This window comes from Ligilactobacillus salivarius, from assembly GCF_035231985.1.
GTDB lineage: Bacteria > Bacillota > Bacilli > Lactobacillales > Lactobacillaceae > Ligilactobacillus > Ligilactobacillus salivarius.
This window is the reverse complement of the sequence record NZ_CP117983.1, coordinates 538,666-551,265: the sequence shown is the minus strand read 5'-3', so window position 1 is coordinate 551,265 and position 12,600 is coordinate 538,666. Positions and strand designations below refer to the sequence as shown.

The following is a 12,600-nucleotide window of genomic DNA, read 5'->3' as shown; positions in this document are numbered from 1 at the left end:
ACCTACCTTACTACTTACCTATCCAATCATAAATGTTAGTTCAGCTGTACATGCTTTTTTTCCATCTACAGTTGCAATAGCTTTTCCTAAACCAACATTATTTCGAATCTTCTCTAAAGTTACTTCTAAACGCAATGAATCACCAGGTCTAACAACTTTTCTAAATTTAGCAGACTTTATTCCACCAAAATATGCTGTTTTCCCTTTAAATTCTGGTAAAGATAATAATGCAACAGCACCTGTTTGTGCTAACGCCTCTACAATTAATACTCCTGGCATCACTGGATTACCAGGAAAGTGTCCATTAAATAACTCTTCATTGATAGTAACATTTCTTTTAGCTACTGCTTTTTCCCCTGGAATCAATTCTTCTACTCTGTCAATTAACAACATGGGATAGCGATGCGGAATTATTTTCTTTATTTCAGTTATATCTAGCACTTAACTAACCTTCCTTAATTTTAAATAAAGGTTGATCAAATTCAACTAAATCTTCATTATCAACCAAAACTTCTACAACTTCACCTGTATACTCACTCTTGATTTCTGTCATCATCTTCATGGCTTCAATAATACATACAACATCGCCCTTATGAACATGTGATCCAACAGAGACATAAGCTGCTTTTTCTGGTTCAGGTTGAAGATATACCGTTCCAACCATTGGAGATTTTATCAAACTAGCATCATCGAGATCATCGTTTTTACTGCTTACAATACTTTCATCGCTAGCTTCAATAGCTGGAGAATCAGCATAATTTTTATTATCTTGGCTAATAAATGGTGCTTCATTTTTACTCAAATGAATATGAAAACCATCCGTTGTGATTTCAAGTTCTCGTGTAGGAGAGTTATTGAAGTCTTCCATTAACTTCTTCACATCATTAAAATCCAATCTTATTCACTCCATTTTCTTAACGCTAATACCGCATTATGACCACCAAATCCTAACGAATTACTGATAGCATATTCTAAATTAGAAGTGGTAGTCTTATCTTTTGTAACTATATTAATATTACATTCTTCATCTAATTCATTCAAACCTACATTTTCAGGTAATTGTTGCATCTGAAGAGCTCTTACCGTAATAGCTGCCTCAATTGCGCCAGCAGCTCCTAACAAATGACCTGTCATACTTTTAGTACTACTTACCATTACTGAGCTATTTTCTCCAAATACTTTATTAATTGCTAATGATTCACCACTATCATTTGCATGTGTAGCAGTTCCGTGAGCATTAACATAACCTACTTTATCGGGAGTTATACCAGCTTCATCAATAGCTTGTTTCATAGCCCTAGCCGCACCTTCACCAGTAGGATCTGGAGATGTTATATGAAAAGCATCACACGTACTACCATAACCTACAACTTCTCCCAATATCGTAGCATTTCGTTTTTGTGCATGTTCTAAGTTTTCTAAAACTAAGGTAGCTCCACCTTCACCCATTACAAATCCAGAACGATTTCTATCAAATGGTAGTGAAGCCTTTAAAGGATCTTTCTCAGGTGAAAGAGCAGTTAGAGCTGCAAATCCAGCAATTCCTATTTCGTTAACCGATGCTTCAGAGCCCCCAGTTAACATTACCTGTGCTCTACCTTCTTTAATTTGTCGATAAGCTTCCCCAATTGCATTAGTTGCAGATGAACATGCTGTTACAACTGCTGTACAAATATTTTTAGCTCCAAAATGCATCGCAATATTTCCAGCAGCCATATTAACTATGGAAGTAGGTACAAACATTGGAGAAACTCTTTTAGGACCTTTTTCATGCATCTTTATAACTTGCTCTTGAATAGTAGTAAGTCCTCCAATACCTGATCCGTAAATTACTCCCATGTCATATGAATCTGTATTCTCTTCATTTATTCCTGCTTGTTCAACAGCTTCAATCGCACTATGAACTGCATATTGAGAAAATAAATCCATTCTTTTAGCAGCTTTTTTACCAATAGAATTTTTAGGATCAAAGTCTTTCACTTCTCCAGCAACTGAAATTCCAGTCTGTGTAGCGTCAAACTTAGTAATCTTTTCTATTCCTACTTTGCTATCAAATATGTTCTTTAAGAAAGTTTCTCTGTCATTTCCGACAGGACCTACTATTCCCATTCCTGTAATAACAACTCTGTTAGTCATTAGAACCCTCCATTAAATTGTCATTCCACCATCAACAGTAATTACCTGTCCCGTTATATAATCATTTTCAGCTAAAAAGACTGCAGTTTGTGCAACTTCTTCTGCTTTTCCAAAACGATTTAAAGGGATAGTAGTGAGAATGTTTTCTTTAACTTTATCGCTTAAAACATCTGTCATATCACTAACTATCATTCCTGGAGCAATCGCATTAACTCTAATATTTCGCATAGCTCCTTCTTTTGCCACACTTTTAGTTAATCCGATAACTCCGGCTTTACTTGCTGCATAGTTAGCTTGACCAATATTTCCATGCTGTCCAATCACACTAGCAAGGTTTATAATTACTCCTGATCGTTGCTTATACATTTTCTTTACAACAGCTTGTGTCATTTGGAAAGTTCCAATTAGGTTAACATCAATTACAGATTTAAAATCTGCAGGTTTCATTCCAATTAGTAACTTATCATTAGTTATTCCGGCATTGTTAATTAGTATATCTATTCTACCAAATTTTTCGATGGCTTCTTTAACAATTCTTTTAACATCACTTTCTATACTGATATCACCAAGAATAACATCATAGTTATAACCAATTTCTTCCATCTTACTAATCATATCATTAGGTATTTGATGGCGTCCATTTAAAACTACAGTACTTCCTTTTCTAGCAAAAGCTAATGCTATTTCTGCACCAATTCCTCTTGAACTTCCAGTGACTAGAACTACTTTTTCTTTTAATTCCATTTATTCACTTTCTTTCACACTATCTATGAATTTTTTAAAATCACTTAATTTACTAATGTGATATCTTTTAATACTTTTATCAATTTGCTTAGTAAATTTGCTTAATGTTTTCCCAGGACCTATTTCAAGTACCGTATCTATATTTTTATTATCAATTAAATATTGAACACATTCACCAAAATGTGTTGGTTTAACGATTTGTTTAGCTAATATTTCTGCTAAAGAATCTTTTTCAAAAGGACGCATTGTAGTATTACTTACAACTAAGTTACTTCCTTCAGTAAATGCCACATTTGATAATCTCTTTTTCATCTTTTGACTTGCATTAGTAAAAAGTGGAGTATGAAAAGCTCCACTTACCTTTAACTCTACTACTTTCTTAGCTGCATTTAGACTATCTATCTTATCTACAACATCTACTAATTCTTCGCCATCTCCACCTATTACTAATTGTTTAGGCGTATTATAATTAGCCACATATACATTTGGATAATCGGTACATAATTTTTCAATTACTTCTATTTGAGGGTCAATAATTGCTGCCATTTTACTATCAACTTTATTAGCATCATCTTGCATGTAAATAGCACGATCTTTAAGTACTGACATTCCATCGCTAAAAGATAATTTCTGACTTGCAATTAAAGCACTATATTCTCCTAGAGATAAACCAACCATGCCTTCAACAGCTAACTTATCACCTAGAGTATTCTGTAACATTTTCCAGATACCTATACTCATAGCAACTATTGCAGGTTGAATATATTTTGTTTCAGAAAGTTTATCTCCATTGTTAGCAAATACTGAAGTAATTTTAAAATCTGCAATCTCACTAGCTTTATCTACACAGTCCTTAAAAATTGGACTTTCCTGGTAAAAATCTAATCCCATATCTGTAAATTGGGATCCTTGACCACTAAATAAGATGGCTAATTTCATAATTAATTACCTTCTATTTGTTATCCAATTCTTTTTTCACGTAAGTAACTACATCTTGAATTGTTTTGATGTTTTCATCAGCTTCTAACTTAATGTCTAAATCATCTTCTAGTTCATTCATAATTTCAAAAACATCTAAACTATCTGCGTCTAAATCATCTTTGATATCTGCTGTTAAAGTTACATCATCTACATCTACATCCAATTGTTCTACTACGATATCTTGTACTTTCTTTAATACTTCTGCTTCTGTCATTTCAAATTTTCTCCTTAAATTAATATTTAATAATATGAGTACCGACTGTTAAGCCACCACCAAAGCCACTTAATGCTAGCGTCATCCCTCTTTTTACAATTCCATTTTCTATTAATTCATCTAATAAAAGAGGTTCACTAGCTGCCGAAGTATTTCCAAAACTATCTATGTTAATTGGAAATTTTTCTTCATTTTGCTTTAATTTCTTAGCTACTTGTCGAATAATTCTTGAATTTGCTTGATGCAAAATAAAATAATCTATATCTTCCAAACTAAGGTTAGCTTTTTGCACTGCCCTTAGAATAGATTGGGGAACTTCCCTAGTCGCAAAAGTATATACTCTTCTGCCATCCATTTTGAAAGTCGTATATTTCCTTATGTTATCCAAATCTGGAAATTTTTCTAACGGATCAGTTATTCCTGCTGTTAAAAACTCAGCTTCATTTCCAATAGTTTTTAAATCACTGCTGATAAATTTAGAATCTGTATTTTCTTTTAACTCAATCAAAGCACCTGCTGCTCCGTCCCCAAAAAGTACAGCCGTCGATCTGTCATTCCAATCTATCAACTTGGAAAGATTTTCACTTCCAATTAGCATAGCCCTTTTTAAATTCATATTCCTTAGCATTGCTTCAACAATACTTAAACCATATATATATCCTGAACATGCAGCTGAAATATCAAAACAAACTGCATTATCAGCACTTATTCTTCCTTGAACAATAGCCGCTGTTGCTGGTGTAAAAGAATTAGGAGACATTGTAGCAATTATTATTAAATCTAAAGAATTAGGATTCCATCCGCTTTTTATTAATAACTTTTCTGCTACTTTCTCTGCTAAATCAGCTGTACTCTCATTTAAGCTTATATGTCTCTTCTTTATTCCAGTTCGTTGGCTTATCCATTCATCAGATGTATCCATAAATTCTGTTAATCTTTGATTATCTATAACTTCAGGTGGAACATAACGTGCTGTATAAGATATTTCTATATTTTCCAAACCTAGTTCTCCTTAGTTAAGAGTGCTCTTTTAGAAAATCTTCTAAATTATGAATGGCTTTTTCAATAGTTTTTATTTCATCTGGATTTAAATCCTTCAAAAAACTTTTAACCATCATCCTATGAAAAGCATCATGTGCTCGATAAACTAGTCTACCTTTTTTAGTCAAACCTATTCTAATAATTCGCCTATCATCATTTCCCCTAATGCGTTCAGCATAACCTTTTCGACATAGTCTATCTATTGTTGCAGTCAACGTTCCAGGGGTTAAATGAAGCTTTTTAGCAACTTGTGAAGCTGTTTGATGATCATACATTGAAATTGCATTTATTGCATGCATCTCTTTAATCGTGATATCACTAAAAACACTCTTACGTAACTCACTTTCTTCAATCCATACAATATCAGCATAAATTTTTTCTAAAGCATCATTTATTACTTGATATCTTTCATCCATCCCTATACCGCCTTATCTTTCGTATTCCAAATAATTTGATTATCAAAATAATAACCGAAATAAGACTACTTTGCAACTACAACTTCTTATCTCTATCCGCAACGATAAACATTAATTCAGCTGTACAAGCTTTCTTTCCATTCACGATAACTTGAGTATCTACTATCCCCATGTTCTCGTGTTTCTTTTTCATTTCGACATTTAATTTTAAAACATCGCCCGGTCTGACAACTTTTCTAAATTTAGCTTTACTTATAGAACCTAAATAAGCTGTTTTTCCTACAAATTCTGGAGATTTCAAAATAAGTATTGACGCAGCTTGTGCTAAAGTTTCAATTAGTAAAACTCCCGGCATTACAGGATTTCCTGGAAAATGTCCTCTGAAAAAAGATTCATTAATTGTTACATTTTTTGTTGCGATAATTTTCTCACCAGGTACTAGCTCATCAACATAGTCAATGTAACAGATCGGATAACGATTAGGAATCATATCCATTATTTCCTGTGCATCCATAATTGCCACACAAAGCACCTCACTTAAAATTATTTCGAACATCAAAATATTCGATGAACAAATCATAATTTATTGATTTTATTTTGTCAAATCACGCAAAAATGACTATGAAAAAAATTCATCAAATAAAAAAATATATTTTTATAAAACAAAATAAATGGATATTTTGATTTCTCAAAATATCCACTATATGCTATTAAAATAGCCATTCTTTCAAATATCGCTCTTCGTATAGTTTATATAACTATAACTTATATATTATTCATACAGATGATACTATATAATTTTTACCTTCTAAGTATATTTTGAATATCAAAATTCTAATCAAAATATAATTTTCAAAAGAAAAATAAACTACTTTTGTGGTATTATAAATATACGATATTTATAGTTGTTAAGGAGATGAATATAATGTTTCTATCAACAAGTGGTCTCAATCAATCTTATATTTTAAAGGGTATAGTTAATGCTACCGTGAAAAGAACTCTTAAAGCAGAAGAATTGGATGAAGTAGATCAATTTGATAATCTTTACGCTCAAGTTCAAAAAAAATTGGAAAATAAAGCACTTGAACTTGATGCTGATGGCGTAATTGATATTCGCTTTGTCCCTCAAATAGTCCGTGTTTCTGTTGGTCCAAAGTATATGTTATTACACGGATACGGAACTGCTATTAGCTTTCCCAAAAAGAACTAGCATTATTGCAAATAGTAATACTTTATTGTAAAATTACTATTGTTCTTGCCTCCGTGGCGGAATTGGCAGACGCGCAACGTTCAGGTCGTTGTTTGGTTTTCCAAGTGCAAGTTCGACTCTTGTCGGGGGCATTATGAATAAGACTAGAAAAAGTCTTAAAACTGAAAAAAATCACTGAGGATCGATATGATCTTCAGTGATTTTTTACTACTGTAAACTATTTAATTCGCTAAAAATAAACTTTTCTATTTAAGAATATAACTTACTTCTTCTGAAATACCACACATTTCAGATACTTTAGCCAATACTGCAACTACAGTATTAGCTGAGAAATTAGTTTCTATTACATCGCCATTTTTCAATACTTTAGGATTTCGTATATTTGAAAATAGCCATTCTAATGTCTTTTCAGACTTTAACTTATTGTATGTCATACTGTCATTTTCCCAAATATAATTGAAAAATGTTACAATCATACTTCCCCAAGTCGATACCTGATAATCATGTTCTTGAATAATCAGATAAGCTGGTTTTTGACCCGTTACATCCAATTCATCTAAAATGTTATGTTCACCTTTATAGGTATCAGCAATATTCTTCTTAATTAAAGTAGGACGTTCGAATATTCTGCAAAGTTCGTCTGCAAGATTCTTAGCTCTTTCTACGATGCTATTTTTATCCCAAACCTCATATTTTTCACTAATTTCTCTTGATAAAACTATATTTGATTTACTATAAAATTTTCTTTTTTCTGTATAAACTTTATTACTCATTTCTTGATTATATCCAGTTAATGTTAAATTACCAATAGTATCTCCATATTGACGATTAGTACTTTCAGCATTTGTTACTTCTATTCGCCAATCTGTTGATAATTTTTTTGGCATTATATGTTCTACCTGTGTTTTTTCAAAATCAATTGTTTCTTTCGTCTTTGATTCTTCCAAAACTTCCAAAGTTAATTTAGCACAGTCTTTTCTTTTTTTATAAATTGGATATTCCAGTAATTTTTCTTTGAATTCTTTATCAGTAGGAAAATTATTATTCAATAGTCTTCGTTCAACTACTTCTAATTCATTCTTATTCTCTTTATTAGTTAATGAAACTACTAAACCATTCAAAGCATTACTTGGAACACTGCAAATCATTCTACGATATATGTAACTTTCTAATAAATGTGCTATATCCACAACTTCGTTCCAGCTTATTTCTTGTTTAACTTGCATATCTAATAGTTTTAATAAATATGGATAAAGAACTTTTTTATCTAATGTATTAATATGGCTGACAGCTTTATTAAATTCTTTATTCTCAGTACTTGCATTTAATAATTGAGAATAGTAGCGCACATTAGTGTATAGCTCTTTAACAGCTTCTTTAGCATTGAAGTTTTGTTCGTAATAATATTTTTTATATACAGAATAAGTATTCTCTCTTTTAACAGCTTTTTTTGTCTTAGATATTAAATAATGCCTAATAAACTCTGCAAAAATATTATTATTGATAAACAAGCTTTCAATCTTTATCCAATACTCTTTATATAACTTAGTCTGTTCTTCACTATCTAAACTCATTAATATAAAATTACGCACTAGGTCAGATGCAGATAAAGATACACCAGTCGAATTTAAACTTTCAAAAATAACTTGTGGATTTTCCTCATCCCTATTGCTATTAATTTCTATATATACAACATTTAAAAAATTAATTGCTGTAAACAATTCACTACTACTTAATTCTGATTCTTCAATTAACCTGATAAATAACTTATAATTTGTTTTCATCTTAGATGGCTTATCATATTCATCAATTCTATCTGACATTATTGCATAATATGCTTCTCTGTCTTTTTCCACTGATTTTAATCGAATATGATTGTTATCAGATAAAAACTTATTTTTTAAATAATTAGTTTCAATTTCTTCTTTTAATTCTTCGTCATTACTTGTATCAGCAATTGCCTTTAATAACAAAGAACAACTAGTTAAACGTTGTTGTCCATCAATAATATTGTAGATGTGACTCATATTAGGTCCTGACTCTTCTACATATACAACTGCCCCAGTGAAGTGTGGCTTTTGTTCCTTAGCAGCCTGTAAAATATCTTTAAACAATTGACGACATTGCTCTTCTCGCCATTCATAATTTCTTTGGTATACAGGTATTTCAAAAATAGCCTTAGACTGTGCTAATAAATCTAACAATCTTATCGTATCTGCTTTCATCTTCTCACTACTCCTCTTGCCCAAATTCATCTTGAATTAATTTTTCCAAAGTTCCCGCCTTGGCATATTGATCTGTATTAAATTTTTATCTTCACTATCATTAAAAAGGGTTATCTCTTCCAAATTTTCTATACTAGTCGCCACCTTGTATGTAAAATCGTCACATTATAAAATTATAATACTAAATTTTATAAACCAGAACAATTTCATTTATACATAAATTTTATTTTCGTTTAATCCTATTTTTCCATTTTCTACACAGGACCAATTTTTTAATTTCTGCAACTTTTACTTTTGAAAGCGATTGTTTTACATAAATTAAAAAATTGGTTCTATATTTAGATTTTGATATTTTACTTTTTTCTATTTATCAGTATATAAGAAAAAATAGATTACTATTTCTAATAAATTGTCTTCATCATATTTAAGTCTATAATCTCAGTATTTTAAATACAAAAAAACTCCAAAATAGCTAAAATCACTAATTTGGAGTTTTCTTAAATTAGTCTTTAATTAATTCATAGATAGATTCTGCATAGATTGCAGCAGCTTTCATTACATCATCTACTGGGATAAATTCGTTTGCTTGGTGCATTGTATCTTCAACGCCTGGGAACATAGCGCCAAATGCTACACCACGTTCTAACAATCTACCATAAGTTCCCCCACCGACAACCATGCCATGAGCTTCTTGACCTGTTTGACGACTATAAACAGCCAATAATTTGGAAACCAATGGATCTTCAGGTGAAACATAATGTGGTACCATTGCATGTTCCTTCTTTTCAAATGAAACAGCTTCTAATTTAGTTGCAGCTTTCTTAACAGCATTGAATACATATTCATCATCAATACCTCTAGGATATCTGAAGTTCAAAGTAATTTCTCCACCTTTGCCAGCTTCAAATGTAAAGATGCCAGCATTCATAGTTAAATCACCCATTACTTCATCAGTATAGCTAATTCCAAAATTATCCATACGTGAATCTTGATGTAAGTATTCAGCAGCGAATGCTAAGTATCCCTTGGCATCCTTAGCAAAATTATACTTATTCAAGAATACAGCTAAGTAAGTTCCTGCATTTTCGCCATTACGTGGTTCTTGTGCATGAGCAGCCTTACCAATTAAGGATAATTCTAATTTTCCATCTTTAATTTCTGCATCGCCACTTAAAACACTATTTTCAGCAACATATTGCTTGAAATCAGCAGCCATACTTTCAAGATCATTACCTTCAACAACGGCTACTGCATCGCGTGGAACCATGTTGTCACGTAAACCAGAATCAAAGGATAATAATTTTAATTCATCACCATTTTTACCATCGAATTTTACAAGCATACTGAAATTACCTTTTTCACCATTGATGATTGGGAAAAATGCATCTGGTGAAAAACCAATTGTTGGTTTAGGCATTTTTTCAAAGTAGTGAGTCATTCCTCTCCAACTACTTTCTTCATCAGTACCTAAAATAAAACGTACACTCTTTTTAACTGGTAGTCCTAATTCTTTAACAATTTTTAGTCCATAATATGCTGCCATACTTGGTCCTTTATCATCAGAGGCACCACGAGCATATAATTTTCCATCTTTAATAACTGGATCAAATGGATCTGTATCCCAACCTTTACCTGCTGGCATTACGTCAACGTGTGCTAGAATACCTAAATCTTCTTTACCATCTCCAAATTTAATGTGTCCAGCCATACCATCAAATTCTTCAACTTCAAATCCATCACGTTTACCAATATTCAAAAAAGCATCTAGAGCTTCTTTGGGTCCTGGTCCTAAAGGTGCATCAGCTGTTGCTATGCTCTCATCTCGTACACTTTCAATTCGAAGCATTGTTTTTAAATCTTCGAGAATATCGTCTCGTCTTTTTTCAACTTCTGCTTTCCAATCTATTGCCATTCTATAATTCATCTCCTAAAAAATGTTTACTATTTAATAATAGCATAATTTTTTCAAAATAAACGAATTTTGAATTATAATAATTATATCTTAAAAAAAGGCTGGTGTACTATTTATGGAGATTACACTTGATATTTTACAAAAGGTTATTAAAAAACGTGAGCCTAACAGTCATAAAGGTAATTTTGGTAGAGTATTGCTCGTTGGCGGAAATATTAACTATGGTGGAGCTATAATTATGGCTGCTTCTGCTGCTGTCCATGCTGGAGCTGGTCTAGTAACCGTTGCAACTAACAAAGAAAATCTATCTTCATTACATTCCGTTGTACCAGAAGCAATGTTTATTAATTTTTTTGACAAGGTATCTCTTACAACTTCTATTTCAACAGCTGATGCAGTAGTTGTAGGTCCTGGATTAGGTACTGATAATAGAGCTAAAGAAGTTCTTGAAGTTACATTAAGTAATATCTCTGATAATCAACTTTGCATAATTGACGGCTCAGCAATCACTCTCATATCTGAAAATGATTCCTTAAAAGAATTGATTACTAATGATAAAAAAATTATTTTTACTCCTCACCAAATGGAATGGCAAAGACTATCTGGTATTCCTATAGATAAACAAATTGATGACATCAACTTACAAAAACAAACATTACTAAATGCTACTGTTATTTTAAAAAAGCACCATACTACTATTTATCATCAATCAGGCACTGTTGATAATTTAACAATTGGTGGTCCTTTTATGTCGACTGGTGGTATGGGAGATATATTAACTGGTATCTTAGTCGCATTTATCACACAATTTAAAGATAGTTCACTAGATGAAAGAATTAATGCGGCTGTTTATTTACACAGCTATATAGCTGAAAACTTATCTCATAAATACTATGTAACATTACCAACAGATATTATTAAAAAGATTCAAAAAACGATGTTGAAAGTTATTTCTGAACAAAAATAAGGAGAAGGGACAAATTTAGTCCTCTTCTCCTTATTTTATTAAATTTAATTCTTTTTCTGTCAACTCTCTATATTCTCCTCTTTCCAAAGTATCATCTAATTCAAGCAGTCCTATCTTTACTCTATCTAGTTCTAACACTCTTTGAGACACTGCTCCAAACATTCGTCTAACCTGGTGATATTTTCCTTCATGAATGATAACCCTAACCTTACTTGTATCATCTTTTTTAGAATACGATATTACATCAAGGTGTGCAGGTTGTAATTTATCCCCATTGGCTAATTCCATACCTTGGGAAAATATTTTAACCTCTTTTTCTGATATTTTTCCAGTAACTACTGCCTCATACGTTTTAGGTATATGTTTTTTAGGAGAAATAATATTATGAGCAAATTTTCCATCATTTGTAATGATTAATAGCCCTGTTGTTTCTTTATCCAGTCTACCTACAGGAAATAAATCTTCTTTTCTTCCAGGAGAATCTATCAAATCAATTACCGTCTTATCTTTATCATCTTTGGTAGCTGATACGACTCCCACAGGCTTATTTAACATATAATATACTTCTTTGTTATTCAAGGCTAAAAGTTCCCCATCTAAAAAAATTTTATCTGAGTCTTCGTTTATTTTTATCTTTCCGTCTTTGACAACTTCACCATTTAACCTTACTCTCTTAGACTTTATAACCTTTTTTGCTTCCGCTCTTGTGAACTTTCCTGTTTGACTTAAAAACTTATCTAATCTCATATACATC

At 31.7% G+C, this 12,600-nt stretch carries 14 protein-coding genes and 1 tRNA gene; 3 read left to right on the top strand and 12 right to left on the bottom strand.

The genetic code is table 11. The features are described from left to right. Positions 1-18: 18 nt before the first annotated feature. The 9 genes from fabZ (PTA89_RS02630) to fabZ (PTA89_RS02590) form a co-directional block, all read right to left on the bottom strand. On the bottom strand, positions 19-441 hold the full coding sequence (gene fabZ, locus PTA89_RS02630; protein ID WP_003699740.1) for a 3-hydroxyacyl-ACP dehydratase FabZ: 423 nt from the start codon (positions 439-441) through the stop codon (positions 19-21). Between the two features lie 4 nt (positions 442-445). After that, positions 446-895 carry an acetyl-CoA carboxylase biotin carboxyl carrier protein gene (gene accB / locus PTA89_RS02625; RefSeq protein ID WP_035149650.1) on the bottom strand — a complete coding sequence of 150 codons (450 nt, stop codon included), beginning with the start codon at positions 893-895 and terminating at the stop codon, positions 446-448. 2 nt (positions 896-897) lie between these two features. Further along, positions 898-2,136, bottom strand: a complete 1,239-nt coding sequence (fabF, locus tag PTA89_RS02620) for a beta-ketoacyl-ACP synthase II (protein ID WP_003699737.1) — start codon at positions 2,134-2,136, stop codon at positions 898-900. Positions 2,137-2,148: 12 nt separating this feature from the next. After that, positions 2,149-2,880: a 3-oxoacyl-[acyl-carrier-protein] reductase gene (gene fabG, locus PTA89_RS02615; protein ID WP_324177368.1), complete on the bottom strand. Its 732-nt coding sequence runs from the start codon at positions 2,878-2,880 to the stop codon at positions 2,149-2,151. Beyond that, a complete protein-coding gene (locus tag PTA89_RS02610; RefSeq protein ID WP_324177367.1) occupies positions 2,881-3,819 on the bottom strand; it encodes an ACP S-malonyltransferase in 939 nt (312 codons plus the stop codon). A 13-nt stretch (positions 3,820-3,832) separates the two neighbouring features. Next, positions 3,833-4,075 carry an acyl carrier protein gene (locus tag PTA89_RS02605; RefSeq protein ID WP_003699734.1) on the bottom strand — a complete coding sequence of 81 codons (243 nt, stop codon included), beginning with the start codon at positions 4,073-4,075 and terminating at the stop codon, positions 3,833-3,835. 19 nt (positions 4,076-4,094) lie between these two features. Beyond that, on the bottom strand, positions 4,095-5,075 hold the full coding sequence (locus tag PTA89_RS02600; protein ID WP_274355506.1) for a beta-ketoacyl-ACP synthase III: 981 nt from the start codon (positions 5,073-5,075) through the stop codon (positions 4,095-4,097). 16 nt (positions 5,076-5,091) lie between these two features. After that, the gene (locus PTA89_RS02595) at positions 5,092-5,532 is read right to left on the bottom strand and encodes a MarR family winged helix-turn-helix transcriptional regulator (RefSeq protein WP_003699732.1); all 441 of its coding nucleotides are present in this window, start codon (positions 5,530-5,532) and stop codon (positions 5,092-5,094) included. A gap of 76 nt (positions 5,533-5,608) precedes the next feature. After that, positions 5,609-6,055, bottom strand: a complete 447-nt coding sequence (gene fabZ, locus PTA89_RS02590; RefSeq protein ID WP_004563897.1) for a 3-hydroxyacyl-ACP dehydratase FabZ — start codon at positions 6,053-6,055, stop codon at positions 5,609-5,611. Positions 6,056-6,457: 402 nt separating this feature from the next. Here fabZ (PTA89_RS02590) and PTA89_RS02585 point away from each other — a divergent pair, with 402 nt between their 5' ends. Both PTA89_RS02585 and PTA89_RS02580 read left to right on the top strand, forming a co-directional pair. Further along, complete coding sequence (locus PTA89_RS02585) at positions 6,458-6,742, top strand: hypothetical protein (RefSeq protein ID WP_003709782.1); 285 nt, start codon at positions 6,458-6,460, stop codon at positions 6,740-6,742. 47 nt (positions 6,743-6,789) lie between these two features. Continuing rightward, a tRNA-Leu gene (locus PTA89_RS02580) sits at positions 6,790-6,873 on the top strand. Positions 6,874-6,987: 114 nt separating this feature from the next. Here the strand turns inward: PTA89_RS02580 and PTA89_RS02575 are convergent. Both PTA89_RS02575 and pepV read right to left on the bottom strand, forming a co-directional pair. Further along, positions 6,988-8,967 (bottom strand): DUF262 domain-containing protein, encoded by a 1,980-nt coding sequence (locus tag PTA89_RS02575; RefSeq protein WP_003709780.1) that lies wholly within the window; start codon positions 8,965-8,967, stop codon positions 6,988-6,990. 502 nt (positions 8,968-9,469) lie between these two features. After that, positions 9,470-10,879, bottom strand: coding sequence for a dipeptidase PepV (gene pepV / locus PTA89_RS02570; RefSeq protein WP_003709777.1), 1,410 nt, complete (start codon positions 10,877-10,879; stop codon positions 9,470-9,472). A gap of 115 nt (positions 10,880-10,994) precedes the next feature. On the opposite strand from pepV, the gene PTA89_RS02565 reads away from it, so the two are divergent. After that, positions 10,995-11,846: an NAD(P)H-hydrate dehydratase gene (locus PTA89_RS02565; RefSeq protein ID WP_324177366.1), complete on the top strand. Its 852-nt coding sequence runs from the start codon at positions 10,995-10,997 to the stop codon at positions 11,844-11,846. Between the two features lie 30 nt (positions 11,847-11,876). Here the strand turns inward: PTA89_RS02565 and PTA89_RS02560 are convergent, their stop codons facing one another. Continuing rightward, entirely contained in the window at positions 11,877-12,593 is a 717-nt protein-coding gene (locus tag PTA89_RS02560) for a pseudouridine synthase (protein ID WP_160944606.1), read from the bottom strand. Positions 12,594-12,600: the final 7 nt, after the last annotated feature.